Here is a 26,283-nt window from a genome sequence, read left to right as displayed (position 1 = left end):
TGCGCGGCCGGTCGTGCGGGTCCCAGGTAGCGGTCAGCGCGCGCCGGGGCAGGTGCTCGGGGTGGGGCCGAGCGTGTCGCTGCCGGTCGGCGCGGGCAGGCCGCAGGCGATGGCGGCGCGTACCGCGTCCGACCGTTCCCGGATGCTGTCCAGCAGGGCCAGCGACCGTCGGGTCCGCTCCCGGTCGGCCCGCCCCGCGCCGTCGAGCAGCCCGCTCACCGCCCGTCGCTGGCTGGCGACGAACGTGTTGACGGTGTCCAGACTGGCCGGCTCGGCGCGCTGTACGGCGGCGGCGGTGAGCAGGCGGATGCCCTGGCGGGTGTCGGCGTCCATGTCGTCGAGGACGGCGCTGTAGCCGATCCGGTCACCGCGCAGCTCGGCCGCCTCGCCGAGCCGGGTCCGGGCGAAGTCCAGGAAGAGCTGACCACGGCTGATGTCCGAGCTGGCCAGGGCGAGTTGGGCCCGTTCGGTGGACCGCTTCATGCCGTAGAGCGCGTCGCCGGGAACGGCGTTCTCGCTGGCGGCGGAGATGCCGGAGACCGCGATCGCGCCGGCGGCGATGCCGACCAGGATCGCGCCCCGGGCACGGGCCCGTCGGGCGGTGACCGCCGGCAGCAGCGAGCCACGGCCGGTGGCTGCGGCACGCGGGGCGGCCGGTTCGGCGGTGGCCGGGGTGGTGCCCATCCCCTCGCGCTCGGCGGTGGCGAGCAGCATCGCCCGCAGGCCGGTACGGAAGTCGGGATCCACCTCGACGGCGGGTGGATCGGCGCTGATCCGCTGACCCACCGCGACGAGCGGCGCAAGCTGGCTGTCCACCCGGGACCGCACGTGGTGCCGCCGGCCGCCGTTGGCCTCGTCGAGAAGTTGCGCGAAGCGCTCGGCACGCCGGCGGGAGAAGAGGTCGTTGTCCACCGCAGGCACCTCCTCTCGCTGGTCACGGCCGGTCGGCCGCCGTGGTCTCCGGCGACCGGGCGGCGTTGTGACGCCACGGAGCTGAGGCGCCGTCCGGCGTGCCGGGCGGACCTCGGTGCCCCGGCCCTGCCGGGACATCCACCGGTCGCACCCGGAGAAACGCGGCGGGCCGGGCACGGGTTACGGGCCGGGCGGGGCGGAAATCACAGAAAGTGATCGGCGTCACCGAGCGACACCTGTCCTGAGCTGCGCAGACAGTGATCGACGCCGCTCAGGACGGCTAGCGGATCACGGTTGGAAGCCGTCGGGCAGCAGCCGTGCCAGGGCGCGGACGGCCCGGTACTGCAAGGCCTTGATGGCACCCTCGTTCTTGCCCATGGCGCGGGCCGTCTCGGCCACCGAGAAGCCCTGCAGGAACCGGAGCACGATGCACTCCTGCTGCTCCGGGTTGAGCTGCTTGACGGCGGTGAGCAGGGCGACGTTGGTGATGTGCTCGACCACCGCGGCTTCCGGGCTGCCCTCGGGCCCGCGGTCCTCCCGGTCGGCGTCCAGCACGTCGCCCGTCGTGACCTCCAGCCGGTACCGGCCGGACTTGAAGTGGTCCGCGACCAGGTTGCGGGCGATGGTCACCAGCCAGGCGCCCAGATCACGGCCCTGCCAGGTGAAGCTGCCGATCCGCTTGAGGGCGCGCAGGAACGTGTCCGACGTCAGGTCCTCGGCGAGCTGGCGGTTACCGACCCGGAAGTAGACGAACCGGAAGACGGTGTCCACGTACCTGTCGTAGATGAGACCGAACGCCTCGGACTCGCCGGCCTGCGCCCGCTCGACGAGCGTCCAGACCTCGGTGGCCGGGTCGGACGGGTCCGGGCGGCTCGGAAAGCCGGTCGGTGTGGTCGGCGCGGCGGCCGGCACCGCCGGGATCACCGCCGTCTCGCCCGCCGCCGGGTCGGTGGCCGCAGCCGGGGCGTCGCCGGCCCGGCGGCCCTGCGACGGCATGGTCGGTCGGGCCGGTGCGGCGACCCGACCGCCGGTCGGCATCGCGTTGCCACCGGGGACCGCCGGTCTCGGCGGAGGCTCGTTGGTGTGCGGGCGGTTGCGGGTCCGCTGGGCGGGGCCCTCTCCGCGCAGCGCGGCGTGCGGATCGTTCAGCGGTGTGCGGGCCGCCGGGCGTTCGTTGACCTGCGAACGGGGCGTCTGGCCGGTCAGGCCGACGGGGCGTTCCGCGTATCCGAAGGTGGTCATCGCGCCGCCCCCGTCCCGTTGGTGGCCGGGCGGGCCGGTTTGCGGGTCGTCGGTGCGGACCGGCCGGGCAGCCGGTCGGGCAGGACTGTTCCGGGGTGTGCCGACGGGCGGCAGTTCCCCTTGAGGTGCTGGTCCAATGCGCTCACAGGCACGGGGGCCTCCTCGGGCTGAGGGGTGTCGACTCACGGCAAATGGGGTGAGCCGACCCGAGTGATAATAGGGCCAACGTCACCCGCGCGTGGCAAGTCCGTTACACAGGGCGGAAGTATTTCCCGCCGTGTCGCACCGGTGGCGGACCGGTTGTCCGTCGTGTGCGTTTGACTTTCGACCGACCCGTTGTTCCAGGATGGATCCCCAGGTCGGACGCGATCTCAACCGATCGGCCGAGCCGTCCTCGCCGCCCGCTGGACCGGGGTGGCCGAACCGCTGCCCGGGCGCGCCGCACGTCCCATCAGCCGGACTCGATCGGAGCACCGACGGCACGGCTGGTGTCCCGTTGACGGGACGCGGTACGCCCCTCGCGCGGCGCTCGTCGGGCGTGGCCAGTCGACCGCCGCTGTGCCAGACTCGACCACCGTGCAGGACTTGCCGGCGGAACCGCCGCCGAACCTCGCCGACCGCGTCCGTCGGGCGGCTCTCGACCACGGCGACCGGCCCGCGCTGTACTGGCGGGACCGACGGGTGAGCTGGTCCGAACTGGACGCCGCCGTGACCGCCGCCGCGTACGGCCTCGCCGCCGCCGTTGCGGCCACCGAGCCGGGCGCCCAGCCGCCCCGGGTCGCGATCGCGCTGCCCAACACTCCCGACTTCGTGATCGGTTGGCTCGGTGCGCTGCGGGCCGGGCTGGTCGCGGTGCCGGTCAACCCCGCCTCCACCGCCCCGGAACTGCGGCACGTGCTGGCCGACTCCGGCGCGTCGCTGCTGATCGGCACCGAGCGGGTCCGTGGCCTGGTCGCCGAGGTGGCCGCCGACCTGCCCGCGCTCACCGCCGTGCACGACACCCCGCCGACCGCCGGGCAACCCGGGCCGGACCCCCGGGCCCGCCGGGGCGGGAACGACCTCGCCGTACTGCTCTACACCTCCGGCACCGCCGGCCGGCCGAAGGGCGCGATGCTCTCGCACCGCGCGCTGCTGGCCAACCAGGAGCAGGTCGACGCCATCGAGCCGCCGGTCGTCGGCCCGGACGACACGGTGCTGCTGGCCCTGCCGCTGTTCCACGCGTACGGGCTCAACTCGGCGCTCGGTGCCGTCGTCCACCACGGCGCCACCGGTGTGCTGCTCGACGAGCCGGACCCGACGGCGGCGCTCGCCGAGATCGCCCGGCACCGGGTCAGCGTGCTGGTCGGCGTACCGTCGATGTTCCTGGCCTGGGCCGACGCCCCGGCGGCCCGCGCGGCGACCGCGTCGGTACGGGTGGCGGTATGCGGCGCGGCACCGCTGGAACCCGCGGTCGCGGCCCGTTTCACCGAGGCCACCGGTCACTCGGTGCACGTCGGCTACGGCCTCACCGAGACCGCGCCGGTGCTCACGTCCACCCTGGTCGGACCGGTGGCCAAGGCCGGCTCGATCGGCCGGCCGCTGCCCGGCGTCCACCTGCGCCTGGTCGGCCCGGACTCGGTGGACCTGTGGCGCGACGGCCAGACCGTCCCCGACGACGACCCGGACGAGTTGGACATCTCCGACGTCGCCCCGGGCACCGATCCGGGGCAGATCGTGGTCCGCGGTCCCAACCTCTTCGACGGCTACTGGCCGGACGGCCGCGACGGTCCGGACGACGACGGCTGGTGGGGCACCCGCGACATCGCGTACGCCGACGCCGACGGGGACCTCTTCCTGGTCGACCGACTGGGCGACCTGATCCTGGTCAACGGCTTCAACGTCTATCCGCACGAGGTCGAACTCGTGCTCGCCGGGCACCCCGGGGTGGCCGAGTCGGCGGTACTGGGTGTGCCGCACCCGCGAACCGGCGAGACTGTGCGGGCGTACGTCGTACCGGCACCAAGGCGGTCGGTCAGCGGCGAGGAGTTGCTCGCACACTGCGCACGGAACCTGGCCCGGTTCAAGTGCCCGACCGCCGTCGAGTTCGTCGACGCACTGCCCCACTCGGCGATCGGCAAGGTACGAAAGACCCAACTCCGGTCGGCGACCCCGGCCGGCCCGCCCGCACCCGCCGACGACGCCCGCACGGAGGTACCCGATGGCCACTGACGCCCGGCTCGCCCTGATCACCCGACCCGGCTGCCACCTGTGCGACGACGCCAAGGCCGCGCTCGACCGGGTGGTGGCGGTCACCGGCGACAAGTGGGTCGAGTGGGACGTCACCGGCGACGAGGAGTTGGAACGGGAGTACGGGGACCGGCTGCCGGTGGTGATGCTCGACGGTAAGGAGCACGGCTACTGGCGGGTGGAGGAGGACCGGCTGCTGCGGGACCTGACCACCCCACAACTCTGACTCTGCGCCTATGGTGCTCGGATGACCCCTGCGCAACCCCACCTGGTCTGGGACTGGAACGGCACCCTGCTCAACGACCTCAGCCTGGTGGTGGCCGCCACCAACGCGGTGTTCGCCAGCGTGGGTGGGCCGACGGTCACCCTCGAGGAGCACCGGACGCGGTTCCGCCGGCCGATCGCCGACTATTACGCCGAGGTGCTCGGGCAGGCCGTGGACGACGAGGCGTTCGGTCGGCTGGACCGGATCTTCCACGACGCGTACCGCGACGGGTTGACCACCTGCGAGCTGGCCGCCGACGCGCGGACCGCGATGGCCGCCTGGGACGGCAGCCAGAGCCTGCTCTCCATGTGGTTCCACGAGGAACTGGTGCCCACGGTGCACACGTACGGGTTGACCGGCCACTTCACCCGGGTCGACGGACTGCGGGCCACGGTCGGCGGCGACCGCAAGGCCGAGTCGCTGCGGCAGCACCTGGCCGAGCTGGGCGTGGACGGCAGCGCGGTCGTACTCATCGGTGACTCCATCGACGACGCGGACGCGGCGCTCGCCGTCGGCGGCCGGGCGGTGCTCTACACCGGCGGGTTCACCGACCCGGCCCGGCTGCGCGCCTCCGGTCACCCGGTGGCCGACACCCTCACCGAGGCGGTGGCGCTGGCCGCCGGGGTGGTCAGTTCCGCAGGTAGGTGAGGACGGCCAGCACCCGCCGGTGCTGCTCGGTGTCCGGCGGGAGGGTGAGCTTGGTGAAGATGTTGCGCACGTGCTTCTCCACCGCGCCGTCGCTCACCACCAGGGCGCGGGCGATGGCAGTGTTCGACCGGCCCTCGGCCATCAGCGCGAGCACCTCCCGCTCGCGCGGGGTCAACTCGCGCAGCGGGTCGTCGCGGCGGCGTCGGGCGAAGAGCTGGCCGACCACCTCCGGGTCGAGCACCGTGCCGCCGGCCGCCACCCGGCGCAGCGCGTCCAGGAACTCGTCGATCGCCGCCACCCGGTCCTTGAGCAGGTAGCCGATCCCGCCGCCGCCGGCACCGCCGGTGGTGGCGAGCAGATCATCGGCGTACGACACCTCGACGTACTGGGAGAGCACCAGGATCGGCGTACGCGGCACCAGTTGGCGGGCCCGTACCGCCGCCCGCAACCCCTCGTCGGTGTGGCTCGGTGGCATCCGGACGTCGACGATCGACACGTCGGGCCGGTGCTCGACCACCGCCTCGACGAGCGCGTCTCCGTCCCCGACGGCGGCCACCACCTGGTGCCCGCTCTCGGTCAGCAGCCGTACCAGCCCTTCCCGGAGCAGGACGGCGTCGTCGGCGATCACGATGCGCATGGGTGTGGTGTCTACCACGTCCAGGCCGCTTCCCGAATGGTTCACAGCGGAAGTTCGGCGCGGATCTCGGTGGGCCCGCCGTTCGGGCTGACCACGGCCAGCTCACCGCCGGCCGCCCGCACCCGGTCGGCGATACCGGCCAGCCCGTGCCCCTTGGCCAGGTGTGCGCCGCCCTGCCCGTCGTCGCCCACCCGTACCTCCAGGTGGGTTTCCCGGCGGGCCACGGCGACCGTGGCCTCGGTGGCCCGGCTGTGCTTGGCGATGTTGGTCAGCGCCTCGGCCACCACGAAGTACGCGGTGTTCTCCACCGCCGGGTCGAGCCGGCCGTCCCGCGTACCCAACTGCTGGTCCACCTGGAGCTCGATGGGGACGAGCCCGCGGCCGGCGAGCGCAGCCAGCGCGCTGGGCAGACCCCGGTCGACCAGGATCGGTGGGGCGATGCCGCGTGACAGCGCCCGCAACTCGGCAAGCGTCTCCCGGGTCTGGGTGACCGCCTCGTCGATGGTCCGGCCGGCCTCCTCCGGGTCGGAGGCGAGCTGCATCCGGGCCCGGCTCAGGTCCATCGCGAGCCGGACCAGCCGCTGCTGCGGGCCGTCGTGGATGTCACGTTCCAGCCGGCGCAGCGCGGACGCCTCGGCGGACACCGCCGCCCGCTTCTGCTCCTCCAGCACCGTGATCCGGTCCCGCATCTCGGCCACCCCGGTCAGCAGGGCCTTGCCGAAGCTGGCCTGGAGCAGCGCGCAGCCCCGGACCACGATCGGCAGGGTGATCAGGAAGAACACGCCGACGGCCGTGTTCAGACCGATCCGGGCGGTGGTCGAGTCACCGAGACCGAGGAGTTGCGCCAGGTCCTGGTCGCCGTCGGACGGGCGGGGCAGGGCCCAGTCGTACGCCCAGTAGAGGGAGTCGGCGATCGCCACGACCCACCAGGAGACGGTGACCACGAAGGTGGCCAGCGCCACGATCAACCGCAGGATTCCGTGCGCCAGGTCGAGCCAGGACTGGGCGTCGCGCATCGGCAGGAAGATCCGTCGCCAAGCGCTCGCGCCCGCCTCCGGCAGCCGGTAGCGCGGTCGGACCCGGGGCTGCCGGAGCACGGCGGGCAGCCGCAGGCGCTCGATGTCGGCCAGCCCGCGGGCGGCGTACAGGGTGCCGCTGAGGATCGGCAGGCCGATCACGGTCACCATAAGGCCGAGGCCGGCCGAGAGGCCGGCGATGAGGACGACGAAGCTGGCCACTGCCAGTGGCAGGCTGAGCAGCACGTACCCGGAGTCGACGAAGAGTTGGCGGGGGATGCTCCGGGCCAGCGGCTGCCGGTCGCTGGTGGCGGCAAGGGCGGTCATGGCTCAAAGGCTAGGCAGCCGCCGACCCGCCCCCCATCCCGAAGCCTGGTCTCTCCCCGGTAGTGCTGCCCCCACCCTCCCAGCCCTTCTCCCACCCTGCCCGGTCCCGTCTCCCACCGTGCCCCGTCCCGTCTCCCACCGTGCCCTCCCCATTTCTCCCACCGTGCCCCCCTCCCGAGCCCGCGCCTCCCCCATCCCCGCGTCGATCTTGCAGTTGCTGTCGACGCTTTGTGTGGATGTGGGTGGTATGGAACGACAGAAAGTGCAAGATCGCGGGAGCTGGGCGGGGGCAGGGGTGGGGGCGGGGCGGGGTTGGGGCGCAGGTGGGGGCGGGGGTGGGGTGGTGCGGGGGGTGGGCGGCGCGGGATTGGTCAGAGAAGTCGGGATTGAGCAATAATCGCGCGGGTGGTGAGTGCTCAATCGATCTTGTGGAATGGAGGGGCGGGTGGGGTCGCGTGCTGGAGCGGCAAGATCGCGATTTGTGCACGTCTTCACAAGCGCCTACTCTGTAGTTCCGACGCGCCCTGCTAGCACAGCCGGCAACCTCGGTCGCCAGCGGGAGTCCACAAGCGGCCGACCAGCGGAGTTGGCCGAGGATCGCACCGCACGGAGTCTCATGAGTCAGCACCGTCAGCCAGGTGCGCCCGGCCGCGCCGGTGCCGTACCGGCGCTCCCGGACATCCCCGAGGCGACCGTCGCTCGGCTCCCGGAATACCTGCGCGCGCTGCACAACCTCGCCGACGCCGGCCACGAAACGATCTCCAGTGAGGGCCTCTCGGCGGCCGCCGGAGTCAACTCCGCCAAGCTCCGCAAGGACCTCTCCCACCTCGGCTCGTACGGCACCCGGGGCGTGGGCTACGACGTCGCGTTGCTGATCGAGCAGATCGAGTACGTGCTCGGGCTCACACAGCGTCGCGCTGTCGCCCTGGTCGGGGTGGGTAATCTCGGTCACGCTCTGGCCGGCTACGACGGGTTCGCCAGCCGGGGCTTCCGGATCGCCGCACTGCTCGACGCCGATCCCTCCCGGGTCGGTGAGGAGATCAACGGCCTGGTTGTCCGGCATGTCGACGACCTCCCGGCGGTCGCCGCGGAGGAGTCCATCGCGATCGGCGTGATCGCCACCCCGGCACCGGCTGCCCAGCGGGTCGCCGATCAGCTGGTCGCGGTCGGCGTGACGAGCATCCTCAACTTCGCGCCGTGCGTACTCTCTGTTCCGGAGGGGGTCGACGTACGCAAGGTCGACCTCGCCATCGAGCTGCAGATTCTGTCCTTCCACGAGCACCGTAAGGCGTCGCTGACCGCGCTGCCCGCCACCGGCGGGTCCGCTCTCACCGCCCTGCCCGGCGGGCTCGCGGCCACCGACACCCAGGAGGCGATCGGCACGTGAAACTGCTCGTCGTCGGCGCGTCCTACCGGACCGCCCCGGTCGCCACGCTGGAGCAGCTGGCCGTGCCCCCCGCCGACCTCACCCGCACCCTGGACCGCCTGGTCGCTCAGCCGTACGTGAGCGAGGCGGTGCTCGTCTCCACCTGCAACCGGGTGGAGGTGTACGCCGCCGTGTCCGGTTTCCACGGTGGGCTCGGCGACATCTGCGCCGTCCTGGGCGAGCAGGCCGGCAGCACTCCCGCGGCGCTCGCCAACCACCTCTACGTCCACTACGACACCGCCGCCGTGGACCACGTCTTCCGGGTCGCCACCGGGCTGGACTCGATGGTCGTGGGCGAGGCGCAGATCCTCGGCCAGCTGCGCGACGCGTACCACTGGGCCACCGGCGCCGACTCGGCCGGCCGCCTGCTGCACGAGCTGATGCAGCAGGCGCTGCGCGTCGGCAAGCGGGCCCACGCCGAGACCGGCATCGACCGGGCCGGCCAGAGCGTCGTCACCGCCGCGCTGGAGTTGGCGGCCGGGCACCTCGACGGTGACCTCGCCGGCCGTCCGGCCCTGGTGATCGGGGCCGGCGCGATGGGCTCGCTCGGGGTGGCCACGCTCTCCCGGCTGGGCGCCGGGCCGCTCACGGTCACCAATCGGGGCATCGACCGGGCCGTCCGGCTCGCCGAGTCGTACGGTGCGGGCGCCGCGCCGATGACCGAGCTGGCCGCCACGCTCTCCACAGTGGACATCGTAGTGGCCGCCACCGCGTCCACCGAACCGGTCCTCACCCGTACGGTCGTCGAGGCCGCGCTCGCCGAGCGCGACCCGGCCCGGGGCCCGCTGGTCCTGCTCGACCTGGCCGTCCCGCGGGACGTCGAGGAGGGCGTCGCCGACCTGGCCGGCGTCGAGGTGATCGACATCGACCGGATGGCGGCACTGCTCGCCCACGGTCCGGCCGCGGCCGACGCCGCCGCCGTCGAGGGAATCGTCACCGGCGAGGTGGAGGGCTTCCTCACCTGGCTGCGCGGCGCCGACGTGGCGCCCACCGTGGCGGCGCTGCGCGGTCGCGCCGACGACGTCGTCGCCACCGAGCTGCGTCGCCTCGCCCAGCGCCGTCCCGACCTCGGCGACGACCTGCGCGCCGAAGTGGCCCGTACGGTGCACCGGGTGGTCCAGCGGCTGCTGCACCAGCCCACCGTCAAGGTCCGTCAGCTCGCCGCCGAGCCCGGTGGCGACCAGTACGCCGCCCTGCTGCGTGAGCTGTTCGACCTTCAGGTGCCGCAGACCTCGCCGGTGGACACCGTCCCCGACGTGCTCAGCCCCGAGCTCGGCGGGCTGTCCGCCGCCGGTGACCCGGTGCCCGGCGCGGACGCCACCGACCCCGTCCCGCCCACCGGAGGTGCGCGATGACCGCCCCCCTGCGCCTCGGCACCCGGGGCAGCGCCCTGGCCATGGCCCAGTCCGGCCACGTCGCCGAGGCGGTGACCGCCGCCACCGGCCGCCCGGTCGAGCTGGTCGAGGTCGTCACCGCCGGTGACCGCTCCAGCGCGCCGGTGCACCGGCTCGGCGTCGGCGTGTTCGTCTCCGCGCTGCGTGACGCCCTGACCGCCGGGACGATCGACTTCGCGGTGCATTCGTACAAGGACCTGCCCACGGCCGGCGCGGGAGGGCTGCACATCGCGGCGGTACCGCCCCGACAGGACCCGCGCGACGCGCTGGTCGCCCGCGACGGTCGGACGCTCGCCGAGCTGCCGCCCGGCGCCACCGTGGGCACCGGCGCGCTGCGCCGGATCGCCCAGTTGCACGCTCTCGGCCTGCAACTGGAGGTCACCCCGATCCGCGGCAACATCGACACCCGCCTGGCGCGGGTGCTCGGTCCCGATGCCGACCTCGACGCCGTCGTGCTGGCCCGGGCCGGGTTGGCCCGGATCGGCCGGACCGACGTGATCACCGAGACGCTGGACCCGATGCTGATGCTGCCCGCGCCCGCCCAGGGCGCGCTGGCGGTGGAGTGCCGGGTCGACGACCAGGACCTGGTCGAGCTGCTCGGAACGCTCGACCACGCACCGTCACGCGCCGCGGTCATCGCGGAGCGCGCGCTGCTGGCCACCCTGGAGGCCGGGTGCAGCGCGCCCGTCGCCGCCTACGCCGAGCTCGCCGAAGGCGAGACCGGTGATGAGATCTACCTGCGCGGGGCGGTGATCAGTCCGGACGGCACTCGTGACCTCCGGCTGTCCCGCACCGGAACGCCCGCCGACGCGGCGGAGATCGGTAAGGCACTCGCCGCCGAACTCCTCGAACTCGGCGCCGACTCGATCCTCGGCCACGAAGGACACACCGGCCCGGGGACCCAGCAATTTGGGAGCACAGAATGACCCGCACCCGTAAGCCCGTCGGCCGTATCGCGTTCGTCGGGGCGGGCCCCGGCGATCCAGGTCTGCTGACCCGCCGGGCGCACGACGCCCTGGTCGACGCCGACCAGGTGATCTACGACCGGGGAGTCCCGGAGTCGCTGCTCGTCGCCGTGCGCGCCGAGGCCAGGGACGACGCCGAGTTCACCCCGGCCGAAGGTGCCCCGGGGGACGTGGCGAAGGTGCTGATCTCCGCGGCCCGGTCCGGGCTGAACGCGGTGCACCTGGTCGCCGGCGACCCGTTCGGCCACGACTCGGTGGTCAAGGAGGTGCAGGCCGTCGCCCGTACCGCCGCCCACTTCGAGGTCGTGCCCGGCGTCGGCCAGGCCGAGGGTGTGGCCACCTACGCGGGGGTTCCGCTGCCGGGTGTGCGTACCGCCGCCGACGTCGAGGACGTCAGCGCGCTGGACTTCGAGGCGCTGGCCGCCGCCGTCGGCCGGGGTTCGCTCGCGCTCGCGGTGGACGCCGGTGACCTCGCCGCCGTCCGGGACGGACTGCTGGCCGCGGGGGTCGACGGCACCACCGGTGTCGCGGTGACCGGCGACGGCACCGGCGAGACCCAGTACACGACCACGTCGACCGTGGACAGCTTTGTGGCCGCCGCGCTCGGCTTCACCGGCCGGGTGGTGCTCACCGTCGGCGTCGGGGTGGGCCAGCGGGACAAGCTGAGCTGGTGGGAGAACCGCCCGCTGTACGGCTGGAAGGTGCTGGTACCCCGGACCAAGGAGCAGGCCGGCGTGATGAGTGCCCGGCTGCGGGCGTACGGGGCGATCCCGTGCGAGGTGCCGACCATCGCGGTCGAGCCGCCGCGCACCCCGGCGCAGATGGAGCGGGCGGTCAAGGGCCTGGTCGACGGCCGGTACGCCTGGGTGATCTTCACCTCGGTGAACGCGGTCCGCGCGGTCTGGGAGAAGTTCGCCGAGCACGGCCTGGACGCCCGGCACTTCGGCGGCGTCAAGATCGCCTGCATCGGTGAGGCAACCGCCGACGCGGTGCGCGCGTTCGGCATCCAGCCGGAGCTGATCCCCGCCGGTGAGCAGTCCTCCGAGGGTCTGCTGGCCGAGTTCTCGCCGCACGACGAGATCCTCGACCCGGTCGGCCGGGTGCTGCTGCCGCGCGCCGACATCGCCACCGAGACGCTCGCCGCCGGGCTCACCGAGCGCGGCTGGGAGGTCGACGACGTGACCGCGTACCGGACGGTGCGGGCCGCGCCGCCGCCGGCCGAGATTCGGGACGCGATCAAGTCGGGCGGGTTCGACGCGGTGCTCTTCACGTCTTCTTCGACCGTGCGGAACCTCGTCGGTATCGCCGGGAAGCCGCACGCGCGCACGGTTGTTGCCGTGATTGGGCCCAAGACGGCGGAGACCGCGACGGAGTTCGGCCTGCGGGTCGACGTCCAGCCGCCGCACGCCTCGGTGCCCGACCTGGTGGAGGCGCTGGCCGCCTACGCCGTCGAGTTGCGCGAGAAGCTGGCCGCCATGCCGGCCAAGCAGCGCCGCGGCTCGAAGGTGCAGGGGCCGACCGCTCTGCGGTTCCGGTAGTCGTCGTTCGAGAGGATCCTTCCATGTCGTACCCCGAGATCCGGCCCCGCCGCCTGCGCCGCACCCCCGCGATCCGCCGGCTGGTGTCCGAGACCCGGGTCGACCCGGCCGAGCTGGTCGTGCCGATGTTCGTCAAGGAAGGGTTGACCGAGCCACGGGCCATCGCGTCGCTCCCGGGAGTGCTCCAGCACTCCCGGGACTCGCTGCGCAAGGCGGCCGCCGAGGCCGTGCAGGCCGGTGTCGGCGGGATCATGCTCTTCGGGGTCCCCGAGCGGCGCGACCCCACCGGGTCCGGCGGCATCGACCCGGACGGCATCCTGAACGTCGCCATCCGCGACGTGGTCGCCGAGGTGGGCGACAGCACCGTCGTCATGAGCGACCTGTGCCTGGACGAGTTCACCTCACACGGGCACTGCGGGGTGCTCGCCCCCGACGGTGACGTCGACAACGACGCCACGCTGGCCGCGTACGCCGAGATGGCGGTGGCCCAGGCCGCCGCCGGGGTCCACGTGGTCGGGCCGTCCGGGATGATGGACGGCCAGGTCGGCGTGGTACGCCGGGCGCTCGACGCCGCCGGACACCAGGACGTGTCCGTGCTGGCGTACGCGGTGAAGTACGCCTCGGCGTTCTTCGGCCCGTTCCGGGACGCCGTGGAGTCGGCGCTGGAGGGCGACCGGCGCAGCTACCAGCAGGACCCGGCGAACCTGCGCGAGTCGCTGCGCGAGGTGGCGCTCGACGTCGCCGAGGGCGCCGACATGGTGATGGTCAAGCCGGCGCTGCCCTACCTCGACGTGGTGTCGGCGGTCCGGGCCGCGGTGGACGTCCCGGTCGCCGCCTACCAGGTCTCCGGCGAGTACGCGATGGTCGAGGCGGCCGCCGCGAACGGCTGGATCGACCGGGAGCGGGTGATGATGGAGACCCTCACCTCGATCAAGCGGGCCGGCGCGCAGATCATCCTCACCTACTGGGCGGTCGAGGCCGCGGGTCTGCTCCGCCAGCGCTACTGACCGACTCGGCGGCTCCCGCCGGGTGGACCGCCTCGTCGGCGGCCGCGACGGTGGCCGGAAGTCCTCGGCTGGTCAGCCAGGCGAGCGCCAGCAGCACGGCCGAGACCGCCATCGTGAGCCGGGTGGCCTGCGCCAGTTCCGGTGCGAGCCCGAGTCGGCTGGCCGGGTCGAGCCGGCCGGCGGCCGTGATGCCCCCGCCACCCAGGCTCGGGGCCACCCGGTCCACGAGGAGGGACAGGACGGCGGCGATCAGCGCCGTGCCGGCCGCGACCGAGGTGTGCGACACCGTGGTGAGCAGCGTGGAGCCGGACGGTACGTCGTCGGCCGGCAGCGACCGGCTGGCCGCCGTCATCGTCGGCATCAGCGTCGCACCCATGCCCAGGCCGATGACCGCCCCCAGCGCGGCCAGCAACGGGTACGACGTGTCGGCGTCGAGCACCAGCAGCCGGGCCACCGTGCCGGTCACGGCGGTGCAAATGCCCAGCCCGACCACCCGCCGCGCCGAGACGCGATCGACGAGCCGGGTCGCGACCTGGAGCGTCAGCCCGGTGGTCAGCGCCTGCGGGATGCCGATCATCCCGACCAGGGTGGCCGAGTCACCGCGTACCACCTGCACGTAGGCCGGGATGATCAGGAACGAGCCGAAGTATCCGGCGGCGAAGAGGGCCACCGTCGCGGCACCGGGGGTCATCCCCGGCGCGCGCAGCACGGCCAGGCGCAGCAGTGGCTGCCGGACCCGGCCGGCCCGCACCGCGAAGGCGACCACCAGCAGGGCACCGAGCGTGAACGGCAACAGCACGGACGCGGTGACGACCCCGCCGCGCTCGCCGCTGACGCTGAGGCCGTACACCGCCAGCGCCAGACCAGGGCAGAGCAACAGCAGCCCGACGACGTCCAGCCGGACCGGTGGTCGTCGCGCGTCGGCGACCGGCAGCACCAGCCGGCCGAGCACCAGCGCCACCAGCCCCACCGGCAGGTTGATCCAGAAGATCCACCGCCAGGAGGCGTGATCGAGCAGCAGCCCACCCAGCACCGGTCCGATCAGCGGTCCGACCAGCACCGGAAGGCCGAGCAGGCTCATCATCCGCCCGCGCCGCTGCGGCGGGACCGCGGCGAGCGCGACGGCCATCCCGACCGGGTTGAGCAGGCCGCCGCCCAGCCCCTGGAGCACCCGGAACGCGATCAGCGACCCGACGCTCCAGGTGGCCCCGGCCAACACGGAGCCGGCGGTGAACAGCAGCAGCGCGGTCAGGTAGGTGCGGCGGGCGCCGAAGCGGCCGATCGCCCAGGCCGCGGTGGGCATCACCGCGACCAGGGCGAGCGCGTAGCCGCTGGTGACCCAGCCGATCGTGGGAAGGTCGGTGTCGAGGTCGTCGACCAGCCTCGGCAGGGCCACCACGGTGACCGTGGTGTCGATCACCGCGAGCAGACCACCCAGGGTCAGGTACCAGCCGAGCCGCCGCGCGGACGCGTCCATCAGGGCCGAACCCGGCGGGCGGTGCGCAGCGCCTCGGCCCACCAGGCCAGTTCGCTCAGGGTGGCGTCGGCCGCCTGCCGCAGTGGCTCGTCGTCGACCAGCCGACCGTCGGCGTCGAGGCGTTCCCAGGGTGCCCGGAGCACCACCCCGGAGCGGGTCGTGGCGGCCTGCACCTCGGCGAAGACCAGCCGGAGTTGCTCCACCGCGCGGATGCCGCCGGAGCTGGCGCCGTACGACACGAAGGCCACCGGCTTGCGGGCCCACTCCCGGTAGTGCCAGTCGATGGCGTTCTTCAGGGCGGCCGGGAAGCTGTGGTTGTATTCGGGCGTCACCACCACGAACGCGTCGGCGACGGCCAACCGGGCACTGATCGGGCTGGTCGAGTTGCCCCCGGGAGGGGTGTCGGCGAACGGTAGCGCCACCTCGGCGAGGTCGACGAGGTCCAGGTCCAGGTCCGCCCGGCGGCTCCCGTGCGCGACGAACCAGTCGGCGATCGAGCGGCCCAGCCGGGGTTGCCGGACGCTCCCGACGAGCACGGCGACGGTCGGGCGGGTGTCCTCTTGCGTCGTCATGCTTCGGACGCTAGGACTTGAAGTAATGGTGAAGTCAATGGCGGTGGGGGACTGGCGATGGGCACATTGACGGTCGGCGAGGTGGCCCGGGAGAGCGGGGTCAGCGGCTCCGCCGTGCGGTTCTACGAGCGGCAGGGCCTGATCACGGCTGACCGCACCGGCGGCAACCAGCGGCGCTTCGACGTCGACGCGGCCTGCCGGATCAGGGTGGCGCGGGTGGCCCAGCGCGTCGGTCTGACCGTCAACGAGATCCGTGACCTGCTCGCGGCCCTGCCACCCGACCCCCAGCCGGCCGACTGGCAGCGCCTGCACGACCGGCTGACCGCCGAGGCCGAGCGGCGCATCCGCGACCTGCACGCGGCGCTTGACGACATCGGCTCCGGCCGTCGCCTCTGCGACCTCTGACCCGCCCGGGCCCTGAGCGACCCATCCTGACAACCGGCCCGAGGAGGTCCGGTACCCCTTCACGCGCCCTTTGCTCTGCTTCAACGGACGCAACACTTTTGGGTTCCAACTGTTGCGTCCGTTGAAGCAGAGCAAAGGCGGTCAACCATGCCCCGGCCGCCCCCGGCCCGGCGCCGGCCCGGTCCTCAGTTGTCCACAGGTTTATCCACAGGGATTGAGTCGGGTGCCGACACGGGTGATGGTGGTGAGATGGCGTCGGCGCTCGAACCTCCTCTTCCCCCTGGCCCTACCGTCGGTCGGTTTCCCATCGCCGGTCTGGTTCGCCGCGCACGTCGGATCGTCGGGCTGAGCCAACTTCGGCTGGCCCGCTTCGCCAAGGTGTCACCGTCGACGGTGGGGCGGGTCGAGGCGGGCAGCCTGACACCGAGCCTTGCTGTACTGGAACGCCTGCTCGGCGCGGGCGGCCTCTACCTGGTCGTGGTGGATCAGGAAGGCCGGATCGTCCAGCCGATGGCCGACCGGGAAGACGTCCACGACGGTGCGGGTCGGCGCTATCCCTCGCACCTCGACACGATCCTCGATCCGGAGCCGGGGGAGTGGTGGGGGGACATCTACGGGTTGGCACGGCCACCGGAGACCTACCACCGCAGCTCGGCGGACCGCGAGGCACGGCGCCGACGTAGCCAGTGGGAGGTGCGGGTCGCGCAGCATCGGCACCTGCCACCGCCGCCGATCATCGACGAATACTACTGACACCGCGAACGGCCCACCCTCCGGAGAAACCGGACGGTGGGCCATCAACGCCGTTTGTTCAGTCGTCGTTGGTGATGGTTCCGGTCGCCAGGGGGTCGGCCAGCCGCAGGCCGGGCACGCCGGCCACCAGCAGGGTCAGCGTCTCGTCCGACTCGCGCCGCCGGTCACCCCGCACGGTGACCGGGAAGGTCACCGAGGTATCGCCGGCGGCCAGCACCTTGCAGCCGGCGTACGCGTCGAAGTCCGAGCCAGCCTGCGCCGTGAGACCGACGGTCGCGGCGCACAGCAGTACGGGCTGCGACAGCGGCCGCGAGACGGTGGCGGTGAACACCATCTGCCGGGTGCCCTGGTCGCCCTCGACCACAGTGGTGTCGGCGACGGTCAACGACGCCCGCGAGCGGAACCTCGCCACCTGCGGGTCGTGGTCGCTGGAACCCCGCGAGCCGTCACCGGTGAACTCCGCCGGCCAGTCGGCGTTCACGTGCGCCGCCCGTACCTGCACCAGGTCGCCGTAGAGCGCGTCGTTGACGAACAGGTGGTCGAGCGTCTGCGCCTGCCCCTCGAAGCTGTACGAGTACGCCGAGGCCGGCACGTCCGCCACCAGCTTGTCCCAGAGGTTGTGCAGGCCCGCCTCGTACAGCGGAGCGAGCTGGTCCGACGGAGTGGGCTGGGCGGCGGTGGCGATGGGATCGTCCGGGCGGGGGAAGACGTTCAGGTCACCGCCGTACACGACCCGGGCGTCCCGGTCGGCCGCTTCGATCGCGGTGACGATCGCCGCTCCGTACGCCGCCTGCTCCCGTCGCTGCCCCACCCGGCTGTCCGGACCGGAGGAGTAGTGGTTGCTCAGCGCGTACAGGGTGAACCGCTCGGTGGAGCCCGGCGCCGCGGCCACGGTGAACTTGCCCAACTGCGGTGCCCGGGTGAAGACGTTGTTGCCGTCCTTGCCCGTCGAGGTGTCCACGTCGGATGGCAACACCGCGTTGAGCGCCTTGGGGTTCTGCACGTCGGCGTTGCCCGGCAGACCGGCGGCGCGGTACTGCACGGTCGGCGTCGCGCCCAACAGCGGGTCGCTCGCCGTCGCGGCCGCCAGGGACAGCCGGTCGGTGCGGTACAGGAACGCGGCGGTGATCCCGCGGGCGTCCGCGCCGGTCCGGTCGTAGGCAGCGGCGTACGCCGGCCCACCGGCCGCCGCCACCGCGAGCGCCAACTCCTGGATGCTGTCCGGGGCGCCGTCGGCGTTGTTGGTCTCGCCGCAGGCCAGCGCCGTCCCGGAGACCGTGCAGATGTCCTGGTCCTCGGCCTCCTGCACCAGGATCAGATCCGGCGCGTGCAGATCCTTGACGATCTGGTCGGCGAGCGACGTCAGGTGCTGGCGGTAGTCCGCCTCGCTGCTCGGCACGTAGTCGAACGGTGGGCTGACACCGGTGCACCCGGCATTGCCGGTGAAGTCGCAGCCGTCGAACGGGTCGTCGCGGTAGTCGTACAGGTTCTCCACGTTGTAGGTCGCGACCGCGACCTCCTGGGACCGGTCGGCGGGCTTCGGCGGGTTGTTCTTCGACGGGTCGGCCCCGGCGTCGAACTCGGCGCGCTCGACCTGGACGCCGTACTTCTCGAACGAGTAGTAGACGCCGCCCACCGCGTCGGCGCGCAGCGTGTCGAAGGTGTGGGCCGGCGGGAGCAGCGCGGTGCTGTCAGCGGCGGTCGCCTTCACCCCCATGCTGCCGAGCAGCACGCGCTGGCCGTTGCCGTCGTCGAAGCGCCGGGTCGGGTCGTTGTCCAGCGGGTGCGCGTCCCGGAAGACCCGCCGGGCGTACGGGTCGGCCCGGTCCAGCAGCGGATCGTCCCGGTCGACGACCCACAGCTCCGCGTCGGCGGTGGACGAGAAGACGTCGCGTCCGCTCACCGCGCCGCTGCCGGCGCGGACCCGCAGCCGGGTGCCCTCGTGCCGCTCCCACCAGCGCTGCGCCTCGGTCAGCTCGACCGGCGGCGTCGCGTCGGCGACCGTGACCGTGGTGTCCACGTCCAGACCGGTGGCGATCCGGCGGACCAGCGACGCCCCGGAGAGCTGGGTGAAGTTGTAGTACTCCGACACTCGCGCCCGGAGTACGACCTCGTCGCCGACGGTCGGCACGTAGCCGCCGATCAGCGAGGTGAACGTGCCCATGAAGACGAAGATGCCGTCGGAACTGGTCGGGTCGCCGTCGGTGTCGCCGCTGCGGCTCTGGAGGAAGAACCCGTTCTGCTCCGCCCCGGCCGACGTACGGGCCAGCGTCCGCTGGGTGATCACGCCACGGACGTCGTACATCGTGCTGCTCGTGCCGTTGCCGCTCGCCGGTGCGAGCGGCGACCGGTCGGCGGGGCCGGACTCGGTGTCGGTGGTCGGACCCTGCACCTCCCCGACGGTCAGCTCCCGGGTCACCTGCACGACCAGCGCGCAGCTCGCGGTGCCACCGCCCGCATCGGTCGCGGTCACGGTGACGGTGTACGCCCCGGCGGTGAGGTCGGCGCTCGCGCCGACCGTGGCGCGGGCCGTGCCGCCCACCGCGTCGGCGGGCGTGACCGCGGTACGGCTGATCGAGCCGCTGGCCGGCGTCGGGCTGACCCCGGTCACCGCCAGGTCGACGATCTCGTCGTCCGGGTCGGTGGCGGTGACCTCCCGGCTCGCCGCCGTTCCCGAGGCGGTGACCAGCGGGTCGCCGCAGGTCACCGTGGCCGGGACGTCGACCGGCCCACCGCCGTCCACGGTGTGCGCGCCGAGCCCGTCGAAGGTGTCGACCGGGAAGCCGGCCCACTGCGTTGCGGGGTCGAACGCGTCCGACGGATCGGTGTCGCCCGCGATGACCGAGGGCAGCCGGCGCAGCGTGTTGTCCGCCGTGCTGGTCGTGCCGGTGCCCCACTCGGTGCCCGGGTCGACGCCGACCTGGCCGATCGAGTCGAGCACGGTCGCGCCCCGGCGCAGCACGATCGCGTCGTCACCGTTGAACAGGCTCGCCCCGGTGGTCTGGTCCGCCTGGGCGAGGATCGCCGGCCCGGCCGAGGCGCTGGCGAAGACGAAGGCGTCCCCGGCGGCGACCGTCCCGGTCAGCGCGATGGTGGTCGCCGTCGTGGCGCCGTTGAAGTAGAGCAGGAGCTGGTAGCCGCCCGCAGTGAGATCGACGGGAGCGCCGGTGCCGTTGAACAGCTCGATCGCCTTGTTGTTCGACGAGCCTTCGACGTACTCGGAGATGAAGAGGTCGGTGGGCGCGGCGCTGGCCGCGCCGGGGGTGACGCCGAGAGCCGTGACGGTCACTGCGGCGGTGGCGATCGCGAGCGCTGCTGTCGTGCGGCGCGGGCGCATAGGGCCTCCACGATGGGTGGACGGGGTCAACGCACGTTAAGGTGCCCCACTGTCCACCGTCCATCCCCTGGCGGACACTTTCGTGAATTCCTCAGCGTGGTGGATCGAGGCGGTGCACCAGCTCGGCGACGTCGACGCTGTACTCGCACCAGTCCCGGTCGGGCCGGTAGCCCAGTTCCGCGTTGACCTTGAGCATCGCCTCGTTGGCCTGCGCGTTCCAGGTCTGCACCTCGGCCAGCTCCGGCTCGGCGGAGCGCAGCTCCAGCAGCATCCGCGCCTTGATCGCCCGGTCGATGCCGTAACCCCGGTGGTCCTGCGCGACGATCGTGTCGTACTGGTCGGCGCGGGTCGGGTGCTGCGCGGGCACCACGACCTCGGTCAGACCGGCCACCTCACCGCTCTGCTCGTGCCGGGCCAGCACGATGTACGGCTTCATGCCGCGCCGGTGCAGGGTGTCCAGGCTGTCCCGCAGGCGCTCCGGGTCGTAGGAGCTGGGCCGTAGCTCGCCGTCCTCGACGTCGCGCACCTCGGCCTTGGCCCGCGCGTACGACTCGATCAGATGGTCCGGCGGCCCGCCCGGGTAGAACTCCAGGTGGTAGCCCGCACCGATCCCGGTGGCCATCTCGGTCAACTCGGCCCAGTCCACCGAGGTCAGGTCGAGCACGCTGCGCGTCTCCACGTACTCCCGGGTGAAACCGAGCGACTCGTAGAAGGCCACGGCCGGCGTGTCGCCGACCACTTCGACACCGATCGACCGGAAGCCCTCCTGGTAGACCCGCCGGGCGGCGCGCAGGACCAGGTCACGGCCGAGGCCGCTGCGTCGTGCGGAGGGGTGGACCAGCACCTCGATCACCCCGATGTCACCGAGCAGCAGCACGTGGACCTGCCCGAGGACGGCACCGACCTCGCCGGGGTCGCCCGGCTCGGCCTGGGCCAGCCAGGAGATCCGTCGCTCACCGGGCATCACCTCGGCCAGATACTCCCGCAGGGAGGTCTCCCGCCACGGCGGGTCCTGCGGCAGATCGGCCGCGAGCACCGCGTTCAGCGTGGTCAACAACGACGCGATCTCGGCGGAGGACGCGGTCCTGGGGTCCCACTCGCGCACCATCACCCGTCTAGCTTGCCGCTAACGGCTGCCAGGGGGAAGTGTCCGGTCCTCCAATGTACGCGGACGATCACATCTGGCGGCTGGCCCGTCCGTACCGGTCAGCGGTGTTGTAGACGTCCTGGGCGTACCGGCGCACATCGTTGTACGACAGGATCGCGTTCCACCAGTCGCCGGGGATGCTGAGGTTGCGGCCACCCTTGCAGAGGTAGTTGCCGGCCGCCAGCGCCGCGTCGTCCAGGTCGTGCGGGTCCTTGATCCCGTCCTGGTCGGCGTCGGCCCCGATCTCCTGCCAGGTGGTCGGGATGAACTGCATCGGCCCGATCGCCCGGTCGTAGGTGCTGTCGTTGTCGAGCGCCCCGCGGTCGGTGTCGATGATCCGCATCCGGCCGCCCTTGCCGTCCAGCGGCAGCCCGATGATCTTGGGTAACACCTTGCCGTTGGGACCCAGCTGCGCGCCGTTGGCCGAGCCGTGCCCCGACTCGACCTGACCGATCGCGGCCAGCGTGGTCCAGCTCAGCGCGCAACTCCGGTTGGTCTGGGCGAGCATCAGTTCCGCGTACCCGTACGCCTGCATGGCGGCCGGCGGGATGCCGACCTTGGCCCCGACCTGCTGCGCCCAACCGGCCAGGGCGTCCGACGGGCGACCGCCGACCGTCGGCGCGACGGCTGGTCCGGTCGGCACGACGCCGGTGGGGAACGCCCCGGTGGGCGGCGGGCCCGTGGGCACCGCACCACTGGGCAGCGGGCCGGTCGGGCGTGGGTCGAGCGGCAGGGCCGGCGGCACGGCCACGGTCGGCGCGGCCGAGGCGTCGACGGCCACCGGCTTGGACCCGCGGATGGTCGCCGGGACGAGCAGCGCCCCGGCGGCGGCGGTCGCGGCGACCAGGGCGAGCAGGAAGACCCCGGGCACGGTGAGTCGGCCGCTGGGCCGGCGGGACCAGTCGCGGGTCGCCCGCGCGGCGGTCACCGCGGCCTGGCGCGGCGGTGGCAGCCGTACGGCGTGCGCGAACGGGACCCGCCGCCGCCGACCGGGCGTCGTCGCCGGTACGACGGCCACGCCGTCCACCTTGGTCGCCGTCAGATCGGTGGCGGCGGTACCCGCCGCGACCGTCCCGTTGCCGGTCTTGGCGGTGCCGGCCTTGGCGTCGCCCGTCTTCGCCTTCGCCGGATCGGCGGCCGTGGCGTCGCTCGTCGCCGTGTCGGCGTCGGTGGTGCCGGTCTTCGCCGCGTCGGCAGCCGTGGTGCCGGCCTTCGCCGCGTCGAGGGCCGTGGCGTCGTTCTTCGCCGTGTCGGCGGCCGTGGTGCTGGCGGTTGCCGCGTCGGTCTTTGCCGGGTCGGCCTTCGCGGGCTCGGCGGCCGTGGTGTCGGCCCTCGCCGTGACGTCACCGTCGGGGTTGTCGCGCGCCGGGCTGTCGATGCCTCCCTCGGCCCGGTCCGCAGCGGCGGTGGCCGTACCGGTGGCATCGGTGGTGGGGGCGTCCTTCGCGGCGATGTCGTCGGGGGCGTCCTCGCGCTGGACAGCGGCCGGAGCGTCGACTGTCGAGGAAGGAGCAGCCTCGCCCGAGGCCGGGGGTGTGGTCTTCGCGTCCGTACTGCCGCTGCTCAGCCAGGGCCGACGCGGGCGAGGCACGGCCGGGGGCACCGGATCCGGCGCGGCGCCCGACTCCGCCAGCGGCCCGTCCAGCGGCGCGGCCGGTCGGAGCGGTTGCACTCGCGTCTTGTCCTCGCCGTCCACCACCCGTCGAGTATCACTCATGTCCCCTCGGACGTCAGGTCCACGTACCCTGGTTGCATGCCCCGGTACGAATTCCGATGCCGCGCCTGCGGCGACACTTTCGAGGTCAACCGTCCGATGGCGGAGGCCGGAGCGCCGGCCACCTGCCCGCAGGGCCACGCCGACACGGTCAAGTTGCTCTCGGCGGTGTCGGTCACCGGTCGCGGCGCCGGTGCCGCGCCGGCATCCGGCGGTGGCGGCTGCTGCGGTGGCGCCTGCGGCTGCTGATCCGGCGGTTTCGGCGGCAGACTCGTGAACCGGCCTTGCCGGGACCGGGTTGGAGTGGCACCTTGAGGCGGCACGTGCCCGGCCGTTCTCACGATGCGTGACCGCTCGGACTCAGGCAGCATGAACCCGACGTCACGGGCGGAGGTTCCACGCATGTCGCCACGGATCCAGCTCCCGAGCGGTTGGGTGACCTTCGTGTTCACCGACATCGAGGGCTCGACCCGGCTGGCCCAGTTGCTCGGCGCGGACTACCGCCCGGTGCTCGCCGAGCATCGGCGGTTGCTGCGTCGTACCCTGGCCGCCACCGGTGGTGCCGAACTGTTGACCGAGGGCGACTCGTTCTTCCTGGCCTTCGACGACGCGGCGGCGGCACTGACGGCCTGCCTGACCGCCCAGCGGGCCCTGGCCAACCACGACTGGCCGACCACCGAGGCCGCGCCCCGGGTACGGATGGGCCTGCACACCGGCTACGCCGAGCCCCGCGACGGGGAGTACGCCAGTCCCGAGGTGCACCGGGCCGCCCGGGTGGCCGCGGCGGCGCACGGCGGGCAGGTGCTGTGTTCGGCGTCCACGGCCCGTCGGGCCGACCCGCTGCCGCCCGGTGCCACCCTGCTGGACCTGGGCCTGCACCGGCTGCGGGGCTTCGACGACCGGGAGCGGCTGTTCCAACTGGTCGCTCCTGGGCTGGAACGGCAGTTCCCCCGCCCGCGTACCGCCGAGGCGGTGGCGCACAACCTGCCGACCCAGGTGACCTCGTTCGTCGGGCGGCAGGTCGAGCGCGCCGAGCTGGGGCGGCTGGTGGAGCGGCACCGGTTGGTCACGGTGCTGGGTGCGGGCGGCGCGGGGAAGACCCGACTCGCCGTGGAGTTGGCCGCCGGGGTCGTCGAGGCGTACCCCGATGGGGTGTGGTTCGTCGACATCGCCTCGGTGACCGACCCGGGGTTGGTGGCGTTCGCGATCGCCGCGGTGCTCGGGCTGCGGCCCGAGCCGGGCCGCCCGATGCTGGACACGCTCGTCGAGTACGCGGCGGCTCGCCGGATGCTTGTCGTGCTGGACACCTGCGACTCGCAACCGGCCGCCTGCGGCGAGGTCATCTCGCGGCTGCTCTCCGGCGGGGGCGGCGTACGGGTGCTGGCGACCAGCCGCGAGTCGTTCAGCCTGCCCGGCGAGGTGGTGTGGCGGATCCCGCCGCTCTCGGTCGATCCGCGCGCCGACGGCGCGGAGAGCGATGCGGTCGCGCTGCTGCTGGACCGGACGGCGGCGGCCCGTGGCGGCCGGCAGCCGGACCCGGCCGAGTCGGCCGACCTGCGCCGGGTGGTGCAACGGTTGGACGGGCTGCCGCTCGCCATCGAGTTGGCGGCCGCCCGGCTGCGGGTGCTCTCCGTGGGTCAGCTCGCCGAACGGCTGGACGACGTCCTCGGCACGCTGGACGCCGGCCGGGAGGACCCGGAGCCACCGCCGGTGGAGCGCGGCTGGTCCGGCAACCAGCAGGACACCGTGGACCTGGTGGCCGCGGCGATCGGCACGCCGCCGCCGACCCCGGCGAGCAGAGCCGTGCAGCGGTCGGCCACCGAACGGCACCTGACCATGCAGGCCACCGTCACCTGGTCGTACCGGACGTTGGGGCCCCGGGCGGCGCGGCTGTTGCGCTGGATGGCGGTCTTCGCCGGGCCGGTGGACCTGCCGACGGTGGAGTGGCTGCTCGGCGACGACCCGCTGGATCCGCTGTCGGTGCTGGTGGACAAGTCGATGGTGTTGGCCGAGCCGCGGGCCGCCGGCAGCTCGTACCGGATGCTCGACCCGATCCGGGCGTACGCGGCCCGGCGGCTGGCCGAGGCGGGTGAGGAGCAGGCCGCCAGGGACCGGCACGTGGCCTGGTCGGCACACGCCCTGGAACGGGCGCACCTCGGCCCGGACGGACGACCGGTGACGCTGTCGCTCTACACCCTCGATCCGCTGGCCGACGAGCTGCGGGCCGCGCTGCGGTGGTGTGCCACCGGAGGCAGCGCCCGCGCCGGTCTGCGTCTCACGAACGGGCTGGACCAGTGGTGGCGCGAGCGTGGACTGGCGCGCGAGGGTCGGCTCTGGCTGTTCCGGCTGTACGGACGGATCGCCGAGACGGGCGAGCGCATCCCGGACGCGGAGCTGGCGGCGGCGTACCACATGCACTCGATGCACGCCGGCGCCGACGGCGAGTTCGCCGAGGAGTTGCGGTACTCGCAGCGGGCGGAGGCCGCCGCCCGGCAGGCCGGTGACGCCGGTCTGCTGGCCCGGGTGCTCGCCGGCCGGGCCGCGCCACTCGTGGACATGGGCCAGTTCTTCGAGGCCGAGCGGGTCTGTCGGGAGGTCATCGACTGGGCGCACGGGCAGGACGTGGTGGGCGAGGCGCTGTTCGCGGTGTTCAGCCTGGCCGAGCTGCTCTGGCGGCGGGGCGCGCTGGAGGAGGCGGCGGATCTGCTGGGCGCGGCGCGGCCGGTGGAGGCCGCCCGTCCGGTCGAGCGGGGCCGGCGTTCGGTGGACATGCTGCTCGGGATGGTCGCGTTGGCCCGGGGTGACGTGATCGCCGCGCACGAGCACCTACTCGCGGCGTTGCGCTCACGGATGGGGCACGGCTACCACGGCGGGGCCTGCGACACCCTGAACGCGATCGCGGTGCGGTGCGCGCTCGGTGGGGACCGGTCGACCGCCGCGCGGCTGTTCGGGGCGGCGCAGGTCACCCGGGCGAGCATGCGGGCGACGCCGGGCATCTACGGCGGCTACTGGGCCGACCAGCAGGCGGAGCTGCGGATGATGATAGGTGACGTGGCGTTCGACGACGCGTACGGGGAGGGCGGCGAGTTGAGCCTGGACGAGGCCGTCGCGCTCGCGCTCGACGTGGAACACCCGGACCTGGCCGCGGACTCGACCCGCTTCAGCACCGACCTGTCCCACCCCACCCCACCCCAACACCCCGCCACCAAAACCGAACACGCCTAACCCCCACCCGCTGGGCCTTGTCGATCAAGAGGTTAGCGTCAGAAGTCGCG

The 26,283-nt window shown here is 73.2% G+C and carries 21 protein-coding genes; 12 read left to right on the top strand and 9 right to left on the bottom strand.

Features of this window, described 5'->3' with window-relative positions; all coding sequences use genetic code 11:
* Positions 1 to 33: 33 nt before the first annotated feature.
* Positions 34 to 912, bottom strand: a complete 879-nt coding sequence (locus ACN263_RS27095) for a DUF5667 domain-containing protein (protein WP_422737081.1) — start codon at positions 910 to 912, stop codon at positions 34 to 36.
* Positions 913 to 1,200: 288 nt separating this feature from the next.
* Positions 1,201 to 2,154 carry an ECF subfamily RNA polymerase sigma factor, BldN family gene (locus ACN263_RS27090; RefSeq protein WP_422737080.1) on the bottom strand — a complete coding sequence of 318 codons (954 nt, stop codon included), beginning with the start codon at positions 2,152 to 2,154 and terminating at the stop codon, positions 1,201 to 1,203.
* Between the two features lie 576 nt (positions 2,155 to 2,730).
* Here ACN263_RS27090 and ACN263_RS27085 point away from each other — a divergent pair.
* Genes ACN263_RS27085 through ACN263_RS27075 form a run of 3 tightly spaced genes read left to right on the top strand, consistent with a single transcriptional unit; the run spans position 2,731 to position 5,293 of the window.
* Positions 2,731 to 4,362 (top strand): AMP-binding protein, encoded by a 1,632-nt coding sequence (locus ACN263_RS27085; protein WP_422737079.1) that lies wholly within the window; start codon positions 2,731 to 2,733, stop codon positions 4,360 to 4,362.
* Positions 4,352 to 4,606 carry a glutaredoxin family protein gene (locus ACN263_RS27080; protein WP_355050810.1) on the top strand — a complete coding sequence of 85 codons (255 nt, stop codon included), beginning with the start codon at positions 4,352 to 4,354 and terminating at the stop codon, positions 4,604 to 4,606. Before ACN263_RS27085 ends, ACN263_RS27080 begins: the two co-directional genes overlap by 11 nt.
* A 21-nt stretch (positions 4,607 to 4,627) precedes the next feature.
* Positions 4,628 to 5,293: an HAD family hydrolase gene (locus ACN263_RS27075; RefSeq protein WP_422737078.1), complete on the top strand. Its 666-nt coding sequence runs from the start codon at positions 4,628 to 4,630 to the stop codon at positions 5,291 to 5,293.
* On the opposite strand, the gene ACN263_RS27070 is transcribed toward ACN263_RS27075, so the two are convergent.
* On the bottom strand, positions 5,274 to 5,930 hold the full coding sequence (locus ACN263_RS27070; protein ID WP_422737077.1) for a response regulator: 657 nt from the start codon (positions 5,928 to 5,930) through the stop codon (positions 5,274 to 5,276). The two genes, ACN263_RS27075 and ACN263_RS27070, sit on opposite strands and share 20 nt — an antisense overlap.
* A 41-nt stretch (positions 5,931 to 5,971) precedes the next feature.
* The gene (locus ACN263_RS27065; RefSeq protein WP_422737076.1) at positions 5,972 to 7,273 is read right to left on the bottom strand and encodes a sensor histidine kinase; all 1,302 of its coding nucleotides are present in this window, start codon (positions 7,271 to 7,273) and stop codon (positions 5,972 to 5,974) included.
* A 616-nt stretch (positions 7,274 to 7,889) separates the two neighbouring features.
* On the opposite strand from ACN263_RS27065, the gene ACN263_RS27060 reads away from it, so the two are divergent.
* The 5 genes from ACN263_RS27060 to hemB are packed head-to-tail and all read left to right on the top strand — an operon-like array spanning position 7,890 to position 13,603.
* Complete coding sequence (locus ACN263_RS27060) at positions 7,890 to 8,660, top strand: redox-sensing transcriptional repressor Rex (protein ID WP_422737075.1); 771 nt, start codon at positions 7,890 to 7,892, stop codon at positions 8,658 to 8,660.
* Positions 8,657 to 10,054: a glutamyl-tRNA reductase gene (locus ACN263_RS27055; protein WP_422737074.1), complete on the top strand. Its 1,398-nt coding sequence runs from the start codon at positions 8,657 to 8,659 to the stop codon at positions 10,052 to 10,054. Before ACN263_RS27060 ends, ACN263_RS27055 begins: the two co-directional genes overlap by 4 nt.
* A complete protein-coding gene (hemC, locus tag ACN263_RS27050) occupies positions 10,051 to 11,019 on the top strand; it encodes a hydroxymethylbilane synthase (protein ID WP_422737073.1) in 969 nt (322 codons plus the stop codon). Before ACN263_RS27055 ends, hemC begins: the two co-directional genes overlap by 4 nt.
* Positions 11,016 to 12,596, top strand: coding sequence for a uroporphyrinogen-III synthase (locus ACN263_RS27045; protein ID WP_422737072.1), 1,581 nt, complete (start codon positions 11,016 to 11,018; stop codon positions 12,594 to 12,596). Before hemC ends, ACN263_RS27045 begins: the two co-directional genes overlap by 4 nt.
* A 23-nt stretch (positions 12,597 to 12,619) precedes the next feature.
* A complete protein-coding gene (gene hemB, locus ACN263_RS27040) occupies positions 12,620 to 13,603 on the top strand; it encodes a porphobilinogen synthase (protein WP_422737071.1) in 984 nt (327 codons plus the stop codon).
* On the opposite strand, the gene ACN263_RS27035 is transcribed toward hemB, so the two are convergent.
* Together ACN263_RS27035 and ACN263_RS27030 are read right to left on the bottom strand one after the other, a co-directional pair.
* On the bottom strand, positions 13,554 to 15,080 hold the full coding sequence (locus ACN263_RS27035; RefSeq protein WP_422737070.1) for a DHA2 family efflux MFS transporter permease subunit: 1,527 nt from the start codon (positions 15,078 to 15,080) through the stop codon (positions 13,554 to 13,556). The two genes, hemB and ACN263_RS27035, sit on opposite strands and share 50 nt — an antisense overlap.
* Positions 15,080 to 15,652: an NADPH-dependent FMN reductase gene (locus ACN263_RS27030; protein ID WP_422737069.1), complete on the bottom strand. Its 573-nt coding sequence runs from the start codon at positions 15,650 to 15,652 to the stop codon at positions 15,080 to 15,082. The genes ACN263_RS27035 and ACN263_RS27030 overlap by 1 nt, the downstream gene beginning before the upstream one ends.
* Before the next feature lie 57 nt (positions 15,653 to 15,709).
* Between ACN263_RS27030 and ACN263_RS27025 the strand changes: the two genes are divergently transcribed.
* Both ACN263_RS27025 and ACN263_RS27020 read left to right on the top strand, forming a co-directional pair.
* Entirely contained in the window at positions 15,710 to 16,057 is a 348-nt protein-coding gene (locus ACN263_RS27025) for a MerR family transcriptional regulator (protein ID WP_422737068.1), read from the top strand.
* Between the two features lie 249 nt (positions 16,058 to 16,306).
* Positions 16,307 to 16,810: a helix-turn-helix domain-containing protein gene (locus ACN263_RS27020; RefSeq protein WP_422737067.1), complete on the top strand. Its 504-nt coding sequence runs from the start codon at positions 16,307 to 16,309 to the stop codon at positions 16,808 to 16,810.
* Between the two features lie 58 nt (positions 16,811 to 16,868).
* On the opposite strand, the gene ACN263_RS27015 is transcribed toward ACN263_RS27020, so the two are convergent.
* The 3 genes from ACN263_RS27015 to ACN263_RS27005 all read right to left on the bottom strand — a co-directional run bounded on the left by ACN263_RS27015 (position 16,869) and on the right by ACN263_RS27005 (position 23,011).
* The gene (locus tag ACN263_RS27015; protein WP_422737066.1) at positions 16,869 to 20,147 is read right to left on the bottom strand and encodes a lamin tail domain-containing protein; all 3,279 of its coding nucleotides are present in this window, start codon (positions 20,145 to 20,147) and stop codon (positions 16,869 to 16,871) included.
* Between the two features lie 91 nt (positions 20,148 to 20,238).
* Complete coding sequence (locus ACN263_RS27010; protein ID WP_422740836.1) at positions 20,239 to 21,255, bottom strand: GNAT family N-acetyltransferase; 1,017 nt, start codon at positions 21,253 to 21,255, stop codon at positions 20,239 to 20,241.
* A 67-nt stretch (positions 21,256 to 21,322) separates the two neighbouring features.
* Positions 21,323 to 23,011, bottom strand: coding sequence for a lytic murein transglycosylase (locus ACN263_RS27005; RefSeq protein WP_422737065.1), 1,689 nt, complete (start codon positions 23,009 to 23,011; stop codon positions 21,323 to 21,325).
* 36 nt (positions 23,012 to 23,047) lie between these two features.
* On the opposite strand from ACN263_RS27005, the gene ACN263_RS27000 reads away from it, so the two are divergent.
* Both ACN263_RS27000 and ACN263_RS26995 read left to right on the top strand, forming a co-directional pair.
* Positions 23,048 to 23,257, top strand: a complete 210-nt coding sequence (locus ACN263_RS27000; protein ID WP_422737064.1) for an FmdB family zinc ribbon protein — start codon at positions 23,048 to 23,050, stop codon at positions 23,255 to 23,257.
* A 153-nt stretch (positions 23,258 to 23,410) separates the two neighbouring features.
* Positions 23,411 to 26,233, top strand: a complete 2,823-nt coding sequence (locus ACN263_RS26995; protein ID WP_422737063.1) for an ATP-binding protein — start codon at positions 23,411 to 23,413, stop codon at positions 26,231 to 26,233.
* Positions 26,234 to 26,283 lie beyond the last annotated feature (50 nt).

This window comes from Micromonospora sp. WMMD729 (assembly GCF_049315225.1).
In the GTDB taxonomy this organism is placed as follows: Bacteria; Actinomycetota; Actinomycetes; order Mycobacteriales; family Micromonosporaceae; genus Micromonospora.
The sequence above is the reverse complement of the archived record's forward strand: the minus strand, read 5'-3'. Positions and strand labels throughout refer to the sequence as shown.